The sequence below is a fragment of the Marinobacterium iners DSM 11526 genome (genome assembly GCF_900107855.1).
Classification (GTDB): Bacteria; Pseudomonadota; Gammaproteobacteria; order Pseudomonadales; family Balneatricaceae; genus Marinobacterium; species Marinobacterium iners.
The window spans coordinates 26,895-42,392 of the sequence record NZ_FNRJ01000009.1; the positions used below are offsets into that span (position 1 = coordinate 26,895).

Genomic DNA, 15,498 nt, shown 5'->3' on the forward strand with positions numbered 1-15,498 from the left:
GGAAGGGCTGGAATTTCTCTTCGCCTGCGAACTGGAAATGCGCCGTCTGAGCGCAGGAGTCTGAACATCAACATGGCTACATTTAGCGGCATCAACGCCATCCTGACCGATATTGAAGGCACCACCACCGATATCGATTTTGTCCACAAGACGCTGTTTCCCTATGCCCGTGAACGGATGACGGACTTTATCCACAGCCATTCTAACGAACCGGCCGTTGCAGAGGCAGCGGTCGCCCTGAATGTCGCGGCCGATGATCTCGATGCCATTGCCAAGGGGCTGATCGACTGGATCGATCAGGACAAAAAGGAAACCAGTCTCAAGGCACTGCAGGGTTTGATCTGGGTCCAGGGCTACGAGAGTGGCGACTTTACCGGCCACCTCTACCCGGACGCTTACGCAGGGCTGAAGCGCTGGCACGACAGCGGCAAACAGCTGCACATTTTTTCCTCCGGCTCGGTGAAGGCGCAGAAGCTGCTGTACGGCTACAGCGATTTCGGCGACCTGACTCCGCTGTTCAGCGGTTACTTTGATACCACCACCGGCGCCAAGCGTGAAGCGATTGCGTATGAACGCATCAGTGCCAGTATCGGCCTGCCTGCAAGTCAGATTCTGTTCCTGTCGGACGTGGTGGCCGAGCTGGACGCGGCCAAGGCTGCAGGCATGCAGACCTGCCTGTTGATGCGCGGCGAGCGACCGGACGGAGCCGAGCGCCACAATGCTGTGGAAAACTTTGACCAGATTACACTTTCTTGAGGAGCCACCGATGAGCGCCATCCATATCCATGCCGACCAGAGCGCCGAACTGCTCGGCAGCAGCACCGACTTCAATGAGATTCAACAGATCCTCAGTGGCATAGGCGTGCGTTTCGAGCGCTGGGAGGCCGACCGCGAGATTGTGCCGGGCATGGCCAGCGAAGAGATCCTGGAGGCCTACCGCAAGGAGATCGAACGGCTTAAAAACGAGGAAGGCTACGTCACCGTGGATGTGATCAGCCTGCAGCCGGATCATCCCGAGCGCGAAGCCCTGCGGCAGAAATTCCTCAGCGAACACACGCATTCAGAAGATGAAGTGCGTTTTTTCGTCGATGGCGAAGGCATGTTCTACCTGCATGTGGAAGACAAGGTGTATCAGGTGCACTGCTGCAAGAACGACCTGATCTCGGTACCGGCCAACATCACTCACTGGTTCGATATGGGGCCGGCACCGCGTTTCACTGCTCTGCGCCTGTTCAACAACCCGGAAGGCTGGGTGGCGAACTTTACCGGCTCTGATATAGCTGATCGCCACCCACGCTTTGAACCGACAACTACCTGAAAAGCTACCTGCGTTGTCACCGCGGCGTTAAAAAACGGCTCAAATCGGTCATTTACGATCTGTAAACTCCCTCATTTCGCCGTTTTTTGCCTTGCGCTGACGGCCTCGCCAACGCTTTTCAGGCAGTTGCGAATTCACGCTGGTTGTTTGCCGCGATGGCCGCAACGATGCCATCGCGGTCATACACTCCCGTATCCAGCACCCAACCGGTCACCAGATCGGCGGGGGTGACATCGAACGCAGGGTTGAACACCTGTGACTCCAGCGGGCTCCAGCGCACTTCACCAAAGCTGCCGCTTACACCTTTTACCTCTTCGGCGCTGCGTTGCTCAATCGGGATAGCATCGCCGTTGGGGCAGTGCGGGTCAACGGTGGTCCAGGGCGCCACCACGTAGAACGGAATCTTGTGGTAGTGCGCGTTGACCGCCAGATTGTAGGTGCCCACCTTGTTGGCGAAGTCACCATTGGCGGCGATACGATCTGAGCCCACCAGCACGGCATCCACCTGACCATCCCGCATCAGGATCGCCGCCATACTGTCGCATTGAATCTGGTGCGGAATGCCGAGTCGGCACATCTCCCAGGCGGTCAGTCGGCCGCCCTGCAGCAGGGGACGGGTTTCATCCACCCAGACGTGACTGAGTCGGCCGCGCCGGAATGCTTCGGCAATCACCCCGATTGCGGTGCCGGCACCGGCGGTGGCCAGGCTGCCGGTGTTGCAGTGGGTCAACACCTGAGCACCTTCCGGCAGCAAGGCAGCGCCATGCTCTGCCATGCGCTGACAGAGGGCTACATCTTCCTCAAACAGATTCTCGGCACAGGCCACCAGTGCATCGGCTCCCTGATCCATCACCGCAAGCATGCGGTCCAGACAATTCATCAGATTGACGGCGGTCGGTCGGGCCTCACGCAGCGTGGCGGCTGCTTCGCGCAGCTGATCTTCACTTAAACCCTGCTCCGCCAGGTGCGCCAGCAGCAGCGAAGCGCCAATCCCAATCAATGGCGCGCCGCGAATCTGCAGCTTGCGGATCATCGCCACCATTGCCTCTACCGAATCACAGTGCAGCCAGAGCTCGCGGTCAGGCAGCTGGTGCTGGTCCAGCAGTTCAAGGCGATGGTTGCGGTAGCGCAGGGCGGTGGAGATCAGGTCTTTCATCGTGAGATCCGGCTGGTGAGTAGAGGCGAAGAGCTTAAGCGTTATAACCCGTAGATAAAAGAGTCTTGCCGAGGCGCTTACAGCCCCGCTGTTTTTTGTCAGAATTGGGCCATTAAACTTCAGCTACGGGAATCCCAATGACGAAGCACAAGTTCTCGGATGATGCGGCCATTATCGCTTTTGTTCGCCGTCACACACGTCTTTTCAATGATGATGCCAGCCTGGTCGTGACCGAAATCGGCGATGGCAACATCAACTTTGTCTATCGCGTGGCCGAGCCCGGAGGGGCCAGCGTTATCGTCAAACAGGCGCTGCCTTACGTGCGCATCATTGGTGAAGGCTGGCCATTGTCGCTGGATCGGATTCGGATCGAGGCGGAATCGCTGGTGCTGGAAGCCGAACACGCCGGTGAGTGGGTGCCTGAGGTGTACCATTACGAACATGATCTGGCGGCCATTATCATGCAGGATCTGGGCGAGCATCAGAACCTGCGGCATGCACTGAATGAGCGGCGCAAACTGCCGTTGCTGGCACAGCACCTGGGCCTGTTCATGGCACGCACGCTGTTCCACACCAGTGACATGCACCTGGATGCCCATCAAAAAAAGGCGCTGGTGAAACGCTTCATCAACCCGGACCTGTGCAAGATCACGGAAGACCTGTTCTTCCTCGATCCCTACTGCGATCACGAGCGCAACGCCATCAACCCGCCGCTGCGCAAGGCGGCCGAGGCCCTGTGGCAGGATGATCGGTTGAAGGTCGAGGTGGCCGACCTCAAGTATGCGTTCCTCAATCGGGCCGAAGCCCTGCTGCATGGCGATCTGCACTCCGGTTCCATCTTCGTGACCGAGCAGAGCACCAAGGTGATCGACCCGGAGTTTGCTTATTTCGGCCCCATCGGCTTTGATGTTGGTAGCGTGATCGGCAATCTGTTGCTGAATTGGTGCGGTCAGCATGAACAGGCCGGTGATGCACAGGAGCGCCAGGACTGGCGTGGCTGGCTGCTGGTTCAGATCGACAAGCTTTGGCATGAATTCAGCCGTGAGTTCAGCCACCTGATGGCGGAGCAAACAATCGATGAAAGCCTGCAAAATCCGCGCTGGCAGGCACGTCGCATGTTGCAGATCTGGTCCGACACTCTGGGCTTTGCCGGTACCGAACTGATCCGCCGCACCATCGGCCTGGCCCATGTGGCCGACCTGGAAACCATTGAAGACGCGGCTCGGCGCGCCCAATGTGAAGCGATGGCATTGCAGCTGGGGCGTGAGCTGATCCTGCAACGCAACGATATCCACAGCATGACTGAACTGCTTGATCTGGTTAGGCAACTGAATGACTGATACCAAACGCCTGCTGCTCAACTGCGATATGGGCGAAAGCTTCGGCCCTTGGCACATGGGGTTGGATGATCAGGTAATGCCGCTGGTGGAGCTGGCCAACGTGGCCTGTGGCTTCCATGCGTCTGACCCGGTCACCATGACACGCACCGTGATGCTGGCACGACATGCCGGTACCGCCATCGGTGCCCACCCCAGCTACCCCGATCTGGTCGGCTTTGGTCGGCGTAGTATGCAGTGCCATCCGCAAGAGATCGTTGCACTGATCCAGTATCAGGCCGGCGCACTGGCCGGTATTGCCCGTGCGCACGGGCTGACGCTGAACCACGTCAAGCCCCACGGGGCGCTCTACAACGACATGATGCGTGACCACGACATTCTGCGCGCTGTACTGGAAGGTGTTGCTTGCTATGACGCCAGCCTGCCACTGATGCTGATGGCCACGGCAGACAATGGTCCGGTTAAGACGATTGCGGCCGAGTTTGGCGTACCGCTGCTGTTTGAAGCCTTTGCCGACCGGGCCTACGACACTCTTGGCTATCTGGTGCCGCGCTCGGTGGACGGATCGGTCTACCACGATGTGGACCGCATAGTGGAGCAGTCATTGAGGCTGGCTCAGGAAGGCATTGTTACAACGCTGGAGGGCTCTGAAGTAAGGCTTGAGGCGGACACACTCTGTGTTCACGGCGACAATGCTGAGTCGGTACAGGCGGTCAAACGGATTCGACAGGCGCTTGATCGGCTGTACGCAAGTTGATCAGGGGCACGCCGCCAAGCTGTGCCCGATGGGATCAAGCCTTGTCGGTTGACCCGTTTTCGGCAGCGGACTCAGCGGCGGGCTCCGCCTTCAGCGGCAATACCGTATCCAGCAACTGCTTCAGATTATTGCGATAGCTGTCCTGCAGCTCCTTGATGGCATCCGAGAAACGGCCGTCCTGCTCGACCAGCCCGGTCATCAGGTCGCGTCCGGCCTGAGACGGCGATTGCAGGAATCCGAGTGAGGGCGCACCCACGGACTCGGCCAGATCCTTCATCAACTGACCCAAACGCAATCCCGGCTTGTCTGCGGGTTGCTCCAGGCTGCCAACCTGCTCATAACTGGCGGCCTGCGAAAGTGAACGGCTGTAACTCATGCTGAGGTCCATTGAACTCAGCTCGGATGAATCAAAACGAATCCCTGCGCTCTGCTCGAACGCCTTCTGCACATCGCCATTGAAAAACTCATCGGCCACGCCTGAAATATCACGCACCATCTGCTGCAGTGCTTCGATTTCACCCTCATCCAGTTCGCCCTTAACGCTAAACTGGTACTGAGTACTTTCACTGCGGCTCACATCCATCCACGCAACCGAGTTGCCCTGGCTGTCGGCCCCGGCACCATAGGTGGCGTCGTAACTTTGGTTGCGGCTGAAGTTGATGGTTACCTCGTCCCCGTCCTGCGTCTTCACGGTCAGTGACATGTCCTCGGCGTTGCGATACCGCTCGGCTGCACCCAGTACTGCCTGTGCTACGGCATCCCGACTTCCCGGTGCTATCTCTGCCAGGGCATCAAAGGTTTTCTGCTCGGTTTCATCCACCTGAGTCTTGATATCACCCTGCAGCACATTGAGATTGTCCAGAATTTCACGTGCTTCCTTGAAGCCGGTCTCCACACCTTTCAAAGCCGCGTCATACATCTGCTGCAGCCGCTCGTCCGAGGCGCCTCTGTTTTTGGCCGCCGCAAGACCGGCCGCCACGAAATCGCTGATGCGTCCCGCCACTTTGTCAGGCGTGAAGTTCTGGGCATCCAGCCCGGACAGCTTCTCGGTCGTCATGCCGGGAATCTTTTCGGCCAGTTTGCCCAGCAACACCTGCGTTGCATCCTGCGATTTGCCGTTGCCTCGCTCGGCAACCGGGACCGACTGTGGACGAGAGGAATAGATCTGGGTCGGTGGAGACTGGATTTTCATAACAACCTCGAGGGCTTGGTATTCTGATCAAATAATAGACGGGTATCGGCCGGGGTGGGGGGATCTTGAGGCTAAGAGACTGTAGCCTGACCGTTAAAGTGGCTAGTATGAAATGATTGATGATCAAGGAGTCACGGAGAAGATATGACCATCTTGAAAACAAAGGACTTTTTGGAAAGTACAACTGTTCGCCAAGCAGCAGGTGACCGGCAGGAATGGTTTTAAAATTGTGGATAAATGGTGGCAGGATGCAACATGGATGATTTTTCACCTTCAGATCTAAAAACCATTCTTCATTCCAAACGCGCTAATATTTACTACTTGGAATACTGCCGGGTGCTGGTGAACGGCGGCCGTGTGGAATATGTCACCGACGAGGGGCGACGTTCCAACTACTGGAACATCCCCATCGCCAATACCACCACCGTATTACTGGGCAACGGCACCTCCATCACCCAGGCCGCCATGCGTGAACTGGCCAAGGCAGAAGTTCTGGTGGGCTTTTGCGGTGGGGGCGGAACACCCCTGTTCAGTGCCAATGAAGTGGATATTGAAGTGGCCTGGTTTTCACCGCAAAGCGAGTACCGGCCCACTGAATACCTGCAGCACTGGGTGGGCTTCTGGTTTGATGATCAAAAACGGCTGGAAGCGGCAAGGATGATCCAGCAGGCGAGACTCAATCAACTTCAGAAGCACTGGCTGCAAAACCGGTCGTTGAAAGAGCAGGGATTCTCGATTGCGTCTGAGCAACTGGTGCCTGTATTGGACCAACACCGTGACAACATCAAACAAGCGCCCAATGTCACCGCACTGCTGACTGAAGAGGCTCGATTGACCAAGCATCTGTTCAAGCTGGCGGCACGGGCCGTGGACTACGGGGATTTTGTCCGTGCCAAACGTGGCAGCGGCACCGATCCGGCCAACCGTTTTCTCGATCACGGTAATTATCTCGCGTACGGGTTGGGCGCTACAGCAACCTGGGTACTGGGCTTGCCGCATGGCCTGGCTGTGTTGCACGGTAAAACGCGCCGGGGAGGGCTGGTGTTTGATGTGGCCGATCTGGTCAAGGATGCTCTGGTCTTGCCGCAGGCATTTCTATCGGCGGTGAAAGGAGAAGAGGAGCAAGAATTCCGGCGGCAATGTATAGAGTCTTTGACTCGTGCCGAAGCGCTGGACTCCATGATCGATACGCTTAAAGAGATCGCTACGACACTCGGGACACCAGCCGCATGAACGTATTGCTGATCTCCCGTTGCAGCAAGAATGCATTGACCGAAACCCGCCGTATTCTGGACCAGTTTGCCGAACGAAGAGGGGATCGCACCTGGCAGACGCCTATCACCTGGGATGGCCTGACCACGCTGCGTAAACTGCTGCGTAAAACGGCACGTAAAAACACGGCGGTGGCCTGTCACTGGATCAGGGGCAAGGACCACAGCGAGCTGATGTGGATCGTCGGTGATACCGGTCGTTTCAATGCCGAAGGCGCCGCGCCGACCAACACCACCCGGCGCAACATTCTGCGGCAGCAGGATGAAAATGACTGGCACACCGCCGAGGATATAAAGCTGCTGGCCGCCATGGCCGCGCTGCTGCATGATCTTGGCAAGGCGTGCGCCGCTTTCCAGCTGCGGCTGCAGGGCAAGGGGCCTGAAGGTGCCAACCTTTATCGACATGAATGGATCTCGCTGCGTTTGTTTCAGTCATTCGTTGGCACGGATGACGATGCGGGTTGGCTGTCCCGTCTGATTGATTCAGAAGCCACCAGCGATGCCTGGCTGCCAGGACTGATCAGAGACGGCCTGGGCGATGACGAAGCCTATCCCTTTCGGACGTTGCCGCCGCTGGCGCAGGCGATCGGTTGGCTGGTGCTGACCCATCACCGCTTGCCCTGTCGCCCCGAACTTGAGGGGCTGAGATCCGAGGATCTTGAAGCGCCGTTGCTGGATATCGATGCGCAGTGGAATCAGCGCAACGACAACACCGATCTCAAGGCGATCCATCCCTATTGGACGTTTAACGCACCTCTTCCGGTAGCCACTCGGCGCTGGCGTACCCAGGCCGCAAAGTATGCCCAGCGTCTGCAGCAGCGCATGGATCGTGCCGCTGATAGCTGGTTGAACAACGCCTATGTCATGCATCTGGCCCGGTTGTCGTTGATGCTGTCTGATCATCACTATTCCAGTCTGACCAAATCCTGCGACCGTGTACGGGGCGAAACCGATTATCCGCTCTATGCCAACACCGAGCGCAAAAGCGGAGAGCTGTGCCAGCGCCTGGATGAGCACTTGCTAGGGGTCGCCAAAGTCAGCCGCAGTGTCAGCCATCACCTGCCCACATTAAGCGACAACCTGCCCCGGCTGGCGCGACACAAGGGATTCCGCCAGCGGAGCAAAGCCCAACGTTTCAGATGGCAGGATCGTGCCTTCGATTTGGCCGAAGGGCTTAGGGAAAAAGCCGCCAACCAGGGCTTTTTCGGTATCAATATGGCATCGACCGGATGCGGCAAGACACTGGCGAACGGGCGTATCCTCTATGCCCTGGCCAACCCGCAGCAGGGCGCCCGTTTCTCCGTTGCGCTGGGGCTGAGAACTCTGACGCTGCAGACCGGGCAGGCCTATCGTGACCGGTTGAGCCTTGGCGATGATGAGCTAGCTGTCAGAGTGGGTGGCAGTGCCAGCCGCCAGCTGTATGAATTTTATGAAGCTCAGGCCGAGAACAGTGGTTCGGCATCGGCACAGTCACTGGTGCCAGAAGACAGCCATGTGGTCTATGAAGGCAATTTTTCCGAGCATCCCGTACTGAAAACGGCTGGACACGATGATCGCATCAAGGCGCTGATCTCGGCCCCGGTACTGGTGTGTACGGTCGATCATCTGGTGCCGGCGACCGAAAGTGAGCGCGGCGGGCATCAGATCGCCCCCATGCTGCGCCTGATGAGCAGTGATCTGGTGCTGGATGAAATCGACGATTTTGACCTGAACGACCTGCCGGCCCTGACACGGTTGGTGTACTGGTCAGGCTTGTTGGGCAGCCGTGTTCTCCTGTCTTCGGCAACGCTGCCGCCGTCACTCTCCGAAGGGCTGTTCCGTGCCTACAAGGCGGGGCGGGAAGAATATCAGCGCAACCGTGGCGAGCCGGGAACGCCTGTGAATATCTGCTGTGCCTGGTTTGATGAGCATGATCGCCTGCACCAGGACTGCCCGGACGAGCAGAGTTATTCACAGGCCCATCGCGGCTTTGTCGAGAAGCGTCACCAGAAGCTGGCGCAGGATGAGGTACGTCGCCGTGCAGAACTGGCGCGGATATCGCTGCTGTCGGGACAGCAGGATGAGCTGCGCCAGAACTTTGCGCGAGATCTGTTGCAACAGGCTCAGCGTCTGCATAAAAGTCACCATACTCTTGACCCGCACACCGACAAGAAGGTTAGCTTTGGCCTGATCCGCATGGCTAATATCGAACCGCTGGTGGACGTCGCCAAGACTATTTACCGAATAGGTGCCGAGACCGGCACGTTGATTCATCTCTGTGTCTATCATTCCCAGTATCCCTTGTTGATCCGTTCCGCGATTGAGCAGCAACTGGATGGAGCGCTGAATCGACAGGACAGTCACGCCGTCTTTGATCGGTCGGATATCCGCCGGCGCATAGATGCTTATCCACAACAGGATCAGCTCTTTATAGTGTTGGCCAGTCCGGTTTCAGAGGTTGGCCGGGACCACGATTATGACTGGGCCATTGTCGAGCCGTCCTCCATGCGCTCGCTGATTCAGCTGGCCGGGCGTGTCCGCCGGCACCGACCGGAAACCTGCGCAACGCCCAATATCGTCCTGATGCACACCAATTTGCGGGCTTTGGAACGCAGAGGGCAACCCGCATTCTGCCGCCCCGGATTCGAGGATTATGACTGTTTGTTGAACAGTCATGATTTGGAAAAAATTCTGCATCCTGAGGAGCGGGATGTGATCGACGCCCGGCCCCGCATACGGCCACGTGACGAACTCCGGGCTCGCGATAACCTGGTCGATCTGGAACACGCCCGTCTGCAGTCACAGATGCTGGGTGAGCCTCAGGCCCAGGAGGCCTCCGGTGGCAATCGGCGTCGACGCAGCAGCCGGGTGACACAACCGCTCTCCGCCGCCAGTTGTTACCGCCAATCCGGTGCCATGCTCACGGCCATGTTGCAACGCAAGCAGCGCTTCCGTAACAGTCCTACGCAACAGGATGATCTGGTGTTGTTGCCGGATGAAGAGGGGGTAAATGCATGCCTGCACCGGGTTGAATTTAATCGCCACCAGCGCCGGGATATCTATATTCCGGTGGACCACTTGTTCCATCAAGCCGAGCTTGAATCGGCTGATGGCATCGTGACCTGGGGCGTGGTGAATTATCTTGAAGCGCTGGAATCGCTGGCTGACGAGATGGGGTTGAGTCCCGAAGTATGTGCACGGCGTTTCGGTACGCTGTCGCTGGATCAGAATGACAATGGTTGGGTGTTTCACCCGGCACTGGGTTTTACCAAGCGCCGGTAGTAAGGTGCCAGAGGTTAGACAAAATTGGAACAGGCTCACGGAGGCGATATGAAGCAGGAGCCCAGCGCAAGAAGCGCAGAACTGAAGCAATTGATACAGATGTTCATCGATGAGCGTTTGGCTGCCAAGCTAGAAAAACTCGAGCCTGACGACCCCAAATATGCGGAGCTTCAGGGGCAGTACCGATTCGACAACTGGATCGAAGATGCCGCCCGGCGTGTAGGGCAATTGCAGGTGGTGACGCATACCCTGAAGGCGGTTCACCCTGATGCCAAGGGCACCAGTCTTTTTATTCCCCCCGACACCTTGCCGGATAAACCCTGGGTTGGCAGTCACCTGCTGGGCGATAACTATGCCACCGATGTGGTGGGTAATGCCGCTGCGTTGGATGTATACAAGTTCCTCAAACTGGAATATCAGGGGCAGACCCTCCTTGCTCTGGCTTTGGAGCAAAACGCCGAGTTGTTGGATGCTCTGAGTGACGATCCGGCCAAGGCCAGAGAGTATCTAGAGTCCTTTGCATCGATCACCCAAAGCAAGGGAAGTGACCGTTCCAGTACCCGAGCCAAGCAGATCTACTGGCTTGTCGGGGAGGAACCGACCCGGAATGATGACTTTCACCTGCTGTCTCCACTTTACCCTTCGTCATTGTCTCATCGTATTTTTCAACGCATCCAACACGACCGTTTCAGTGAGGAAGCCAAAGCCGCGCGTCAGGCCCGTAGGGAAAACAAGCTTTTCTCAACGGGTCATGCTGATTACCCGAACTTCGCCACCCAAAAGCTGGGAGGCACTAAGCCGCAGAATATCTCTCAACTCAACAGCGAACGGGGCGGCAATAACTACCTACTGGCCTCTCTGCCGCCGGTTTGGCACGCCCGAGACAGCAAGCCTCCCTTGAAAGTAGAGTCTGTTTTCCCCCGTTTCATGTATGAGAAGCAGCCTCGTTGGCTAATGAAACGACTGCACAAGTTTTTGCTGAGTAATCCACCGGTCAATGTTCACACCCGTAAACGTGTTGATGCCTATGTTGATGCCTTGATCGAGGAGCTGGTCCTGTTCAGTGCCCACCTGCATCAACTGGAGCCCGGCTGGTCGGCGGATCCCGATTGTCGTCTGGTCGAGGCCGAACAGCTGTGGCTTGACCCCTGGCGCGCCGAACTGGATGAAGAATTTGCGGCACGGCGTACCTTTGGCGATTGGGTAGAAGAGGTGCAAAGCCGGTTTGCCAATCAGGTGAACAAGGCACTGTCGGGCCTCCCAGCAGGGGATGCTGAGCATAGTGAATGGAGCCGCCGTATCGACAAGAAACTGAATGCCTTGCGGGAGGTGCTGGATGTCTGAGCCCGATACTTTACTGGTGCTGCCGCGGCTGCGTATTCAGAACGCCAACGCCATTTCAGGGGTATTTACCTGGGGCTTCCCGGCCATGACCGCCTTTGTCGGCATGATGCACGCACTGGAGCGTAAATGTGCAGCGGCCAATCTGGATGTGGCGTTCAACGGAGTTGGTGTGGTCTGTCATCAATATGAGGCACAGGTGACGCAAGGCGGCTATACCCGCGCCTTTCATCTGACCCGCAACCCTGTGGGTAAAGACGGCAAGACCGCCGCCATTGTTGAAGAAGGGCGTATCCATCTGGACATCAGCCTGGTGCTTGAAGTTGATCTGAAAGACGTGCGCCTGAGTGGGGAAGACGAAACACAAGCCTTTGCTCAGCAGGTGGCTGACCTGCTTGCCACGTTGCGTGTAGCGGGTGGCACTATTCAGCCGCCGGTGCCGGGACAAAAACAGCGCCGCCCCTGGTTGCTCCGAGTCGATGAGACACCGGACGTGAGGGAACGTCAGCTGCGCCGTCTCAAGCAGCAACTGTTGCCTGGGTTCGCGCTGGTGCTCAGGGATGATCTGTTACAGCAACATCGAGACCTGATGCAGCAAACTGACCCTGATGCGGATCTTTTGGATGCGTGGCTGGACCTGTCACGCCTCAATCACGATTGTCGTGAAACGGAAGAGGGGGTCGAGTGGTTTATCCGTCGCGACCACCCCGGATGGCTAGTGCCTATTCCCATTGGATTTGCAGCACTGTCGGAGCTGTGTAAAGCCGGGCAGGTAGAGGCAGCCCGCGATCAAACAACCCCCTTCCGGTTTGTGGAAGGGATCTATTCCGTCGGGCAGTGGGTCAGTCCACACCGCTTCAAATCGTTCAATGACTTCCTCTGGTATGTGGATAATGACCTGGATACAGACACCTATCGCTTGAACAACGACTATCAACAGACTGCACAGCGTGAGGCAGAAAAGGAGTTTTGACATGGCTAAGCAAGAAACCCTGAAAACCGCATCTGTACTGGCATTCGAGCGTAAGCTGGATGTATCCGATGCGCTGATGTTCGCAGGCAACTGGTCGAACCGACAGGATGCGGACAACTGGCAGCCCATTGAAGTGCGTGAAAAGTCGGTACGTGGAACCATCTCCAACCGGTTGAAAACGAAGGACCAAGACCCTGCCAAACTGGATGCGGCGATTGAGAACCCCAATCTGCAAACGGTCGATGTGGCCACCCTGCCGAGCGAAGCTGATACTCTGATGTTGCGTTTTACCCTGCGCGTTTTGTCCGGTGCCGGCACTCCGTCTGCCTGCAACAACGCCGACTATCAGCAGAAGCTGAATGAGGTGATCAGTGGATATGTGCAGCAGCATGGTTTTGCGGCACTGGCGCATCGCTACGCAACCAACTTGGCGAACGGCCGGTTCCTGTGGCGTAATCGGGTAGGCGTAGAAGAAGTAGAAGTGCAGGTTTCGCATCTCAAACAGGGTGTGCGCGAACAAACTTGGGACTTCGATGCGCTGAGTTACTCAATGCGTGGTTTTGAGGAAACAGGCAACAACGCAGCGGGCTTGAAAGCCTTGTCGGAACTGATCGAATTTGGTTTGGCGGGTGAGCAGCATGTTCTGTTGGAAGTGACTGCCTTTGCACGTATTGGAGCCGGTCAGGAAGTTTTCCCGTCACAGGAGCTGATTCTGGACAAAGGCAAGGGGGACAAAAGTCGCACCCTGTACCAGGTACAAGGCATCGCCGGGATGCATTCCCAGAAGGTCGGTAATGCCCTGCGTACCATTGATACCTGGTATCCGATGGATGAAGGCGTTCACCTTGGCCCAATTGCCGTTGAGCCCTATGGATCGGTGACAACCCAGGGCAAGGCCTACCGCCAGCCCAAGGCGAAAGCGGATTTCTATAACCTGCTGGATAACTGGGTACTTAAGGACAACGCGCCAGCTGAAGGCGACCAGCACTTTGTGATGGCAACGCTGATTCGCGGCGGGGTATTCGGGGAGGCCGGTTGATATGGATGCCTATCTGGAAATCAGGCTCCTGCCGGACCCGGAGTTTCCGGTCAGTTTCCTGATGGGAGCACTCTATGGGAAGTTGCATCGTGCACTGGTAACGCTCGAGTCCAGTAAAATCGGTGTCAGCTTCCCGGGCTATAGCCAATCCCCTCGGAGACTTGGAGACCGCTTGCGACTTCATGGGGATCAAGCTGCACTATCGCAGCTGATGACACAGAATTGGCTGAAGGGCATGACGGACCACATCCAGTGTTCGGACATCCTGTCGGTCCCTGAGTTGGTGCAATACCGGACAGTTTCGCGGCGTCAGTTCAAAACCAGCAGCGAACGTCTGCGTCGGCGCCGAATGAAGCGCAAGGGCGAAACCTGGGAGCAGGCGGCAGCTGCAATCCCCGATAATGTGGAACGCAGACCGGACCTGCCTTATGTGCACCTGAGAAGCCAAAGCACGGAACAGAGCTTCACCCTGTTTATAGAGCAGGGTGAGCTGAGGGAACAGCCAACCAGTGCTGAATTCAACACCTATGGGTTAAGCCGACAGGCAACGATCCCCTGGTTTTGACCCTTTTCGGGTGTAAAGAAAACTAGACTGTTAAATCAAACACTTACCTGCCTCCTTGAAAAAAGGGGGTAGGAGAGCATTTGTATGTTTGTTCTTTAAAAATCAGAAGTTTATAGATTTATTGTTCTTGTTCGCTGCCGCACAGGCAGCTGAGAAAACTGACATAACCGCTAACCCATGTTACAACCGGTTCGCTGCCGCACAGGCAGCTGAGAAAACTCCGAAAAAGGTCGACGTAAACAGCCTCACGTTCGCTGCCGCACAGGCAGCTGAGAAACCCACTTTCCAGGAGACGACTATGGACGACAAGTTCGCTGCCGCACAGGCAGCTGAGAAAAGTAGAGCTGGCAGCGGTGGATGAGGCCGCGTGTTCGCTGCCGCACAGGCAGCTGAGAAAGCTGATCGATGCAACCGCTGATTCCAGTGATGGTTCGCTGCCGCACAGGCAGCTGAGAAAAGATCCTCATCAATGTTTTTAACTGCGTTGAGGTTCGCTGCCGCACAGGCAGCTGAGAAAGCCTGGAACAGATTGTTGATGCAGGGCTTGCCGTTCGCTGCCGCACAGGCAGCTGAGAAAACTTGGTGGCAAGGAGTGTGCGGACTTGGAACGTTCGCTGCCGCACAGGCAGCTGAGAAAAAAAAGAAGGGGCCGGGGAGTAAGCTGCTGATGTTCGCTGCCGCACAGGCAGCTGAGAAACATAGAATGAACTACCATTAGGTCCGGGTATTGTTCGCTGCCGCACAGGCAGCTGAGAAATGCTGAGGCCAACACAGTCTGAGTCGCTGTATGTTCGCTGCCGCACAGGCAGCTGAGAAAGCCCCGATCTGTTCATGAACACCCTGAACACCGTTCGCTGCCGCACAGGCAGCTGAGAAATTAAGCAGCTTTACATTCCAAAACGGATTTTTGTTCGCTGCCGCACAGGCAGCTGAGAAAACGCGCTGATTTCTTGACGCCAGAGTCTGTAAGTTCGCTGCCGCACAGGCAGCTGAGAAACATCATGCAACGTGATCACCGCGAGAACCACTGTTCGCTGCCGCACAGGCAGCTGAGAAAAGAGTAAACCCTGGGGCAACGCATGTGCCATAGTTCGCTGCCGCACAGGCAGCTGAGAAAACCAGTGCAGGCACTCACCATGCAATGGTTGTGTTCGCTGCCGCACAGGCAGCTGAGAAAGTGACTAGCCTAGCTTTAGCCACATCATCCCTGTTCGCTGCCGCACAGGCAGCTGAGAAAAGAAGCGAAGGCACGAAGCTCTGGCGATTCCGGTTCGCTGCCGCACAGGCA

Annotated in this window: 12 protein-coding genes and 1 CRISPR repeat array (1 of these 13 cut by a window edge); of the genes, 10 read left to right on the top strand and 2 right to left on the bottom strand. The window is 56.9% G+C overall.

Annotation, left to right across the window (positions count from 1 at the left end; all coding sequences use genetic code 11):
* Positions 1-72: 72 nt before the first annotated feature.
* Positions 73-756, top strand: a complete 684-nt coding sequence (gene mtnC, locus BLV48_RS10740) for an acireductone synthase (protein ID WP_091826785.1) — start codon at positions 73-75, stop codon at positions 754-756.
* Positions 757-766: 10 nt separating this feature from the next.
* Positions 767-1,318, top strand: coding sequence for a 1,2-dihydroxy-3-keto-5-methylthiopentene dioxygenase (locus BLV48_RS10745; protein ID WP_091826786.1), 552 nt, complete (start codon positions 767-769; stop codon positions 1,316-1,318).
* A gap of 118 nt (positions 1,319-1,436) precedes the next feature.
* Here the strand turns inward: BLV48_RS10745 and mtnA are convergent, their stop codons facing one another.
* On the bottom strand, positions 1,437-2,474 hold the full coding sequence (mtnA, locus tag BLV48_RS10750) for an S-methyl-5-thioribose-1-phosphate isomerase (protein ID WP_091826787.1): 1,038 nt from the start codon (positions 2,472-2,474) through the stop codon (positions 1,437-1,439).
* A 137-nt stretch (positions 2,475-2,611) separates the two neighbouring features.
* Between mtnA and mtnK the strand changes: the two genes are divergently transcribed.
* Both mtnK and BLV48_RS10760 read left to right on the top strand, forming a co-directional pair.
* On the top strand, positions 2,612-3,814 hold the full coding sequence (gene mtnK, locus BLV48_RS10755) for an S-methyl-5-thioribose kinase (RefSeq protein WP_091826788.1): 1,203 nt from the start codon (positions 2,612-2,614) through the stop codon (positions 3,812-3,814).
* Positions 3,807-4,568, top strand: a complete 762-nt coding sequence (locus BLV48_RS10760; protein WP_091826789.1) for a 5-oxoprolinase subunit PxpA — start codon at positions 3,807-3,809, stop codon at positions 4,566-4,568. Before mtnK ends, BLV48_RS10760 begins: the two co-directional genes overlap by 8 nt.
* A gap of 34 nt (positions 4,569-4,602) precedes the next feature.
* Here BLV48_RS10760 and BLV48_RS10765 read toward each other — a convergent pair whose 3' ends face one another.
* Entirely contained in the window at positions 4,603-5,760 is a 1,158-nt protein-coding gene (locus BLV48_RS10765) for a DUF5610 domain-containing protein (protein WP_091826790.1), read from the bottom strand.
* A 255-nt stretch (positions 5,761-6,015) separates the two neighbouring features.
* Here BLV48_RS10765 and cas1f point away from each other — a divergent pair, with 255 nt between their 5' ends.
* From cas1f to cas6f, 6 genes are read left to right on the top strand one after another with little or no spacing between them, the layout of a single operon-like run.
* Entirely contained in the window at positions 6,016-6,993 is a 978-nt protein-coding gene (gene cas1f / locus BLV48_RS10770) for a type I-F CRISPR-associated endonuclease Cas1f (RefSeq protein WP_091826791.1), read from the top strand.
* Complete coding sequence (gene cas3f, locus BLV48_RS10775) at positions 6,990-10,292, top strand: type I-F CRISPR-associated helicase Cas3f (RefSeq protein WP_091826792.1); 3,303 nt, start codon at positions 6,990-6,992, stop codon at positions 10,290-10,292. Before cas1f ends, cas3f begins: the two co-directional genes overlap by 4 nt.
* 48 nt (positions 10,293-10,340) lie before the next feature.
* The gene (gene csy1 / locus BLV48_RS10780; protein WP_091826793.1) at positions 10,341-11,636 is read left to right on the top strand and encodes a type I-F CRISPR-associated protein Csy1; all 1,296 of its coding nucleotides are present in this window, start codon (positions 10,341-10,343) and stop codon (positions 11,634-11,636) included.
* Positions 11,629-12,606 (top strand): type I-F CRISPR-associated protein Csy2, encoded by a 978-nt coding sequence (gene csy2 / locus BLV48_RS10785; RefSeq protein WP_091826794.1) that lies wholly within the window; start codon positions 11,629-11,631, stop codon positions 12,604-12,606. The genes csy1 and csy2 overlap by 8 nt, the downstream gene beginning before the upstream one ends.
* Position 12,607: 1 nt before the next feature.
* Positions 12,608-13,645, top strand: a complete 1,038-nt coding sequence (gene csy3 / locus BLV48_RS10790; protein ID WP_091826795.1) for a type I-F CRISPR-associated protein Csy3 — start codon at positions 12,608-12,610, stop codon at positions 13,643-13,645.
* A gap of 1 nt (position 13,646) precedes the next feature.
* Entirely contained in the window at positions 13,647-14,210 is a 564-nt protein-coding gene (gene cas6f, locus BLV48_RS10795; RefSeq protein ID WP_091826796.1) for a type I-F CRISPR-associated endoribonuclease Cas6/Csy4, read from the top strand.
* A 129-nt stretch (positions 14,211-14,339) separates the two neighbouring features.
* A CRISPR array of direct repeats spans positions 14,340-15,498; the repeat unit is 28 nt; unit sequence GTTCGCTGCCGCACAGGCAGCTGAGAAA (it continues 129 nt past the right edge of the window).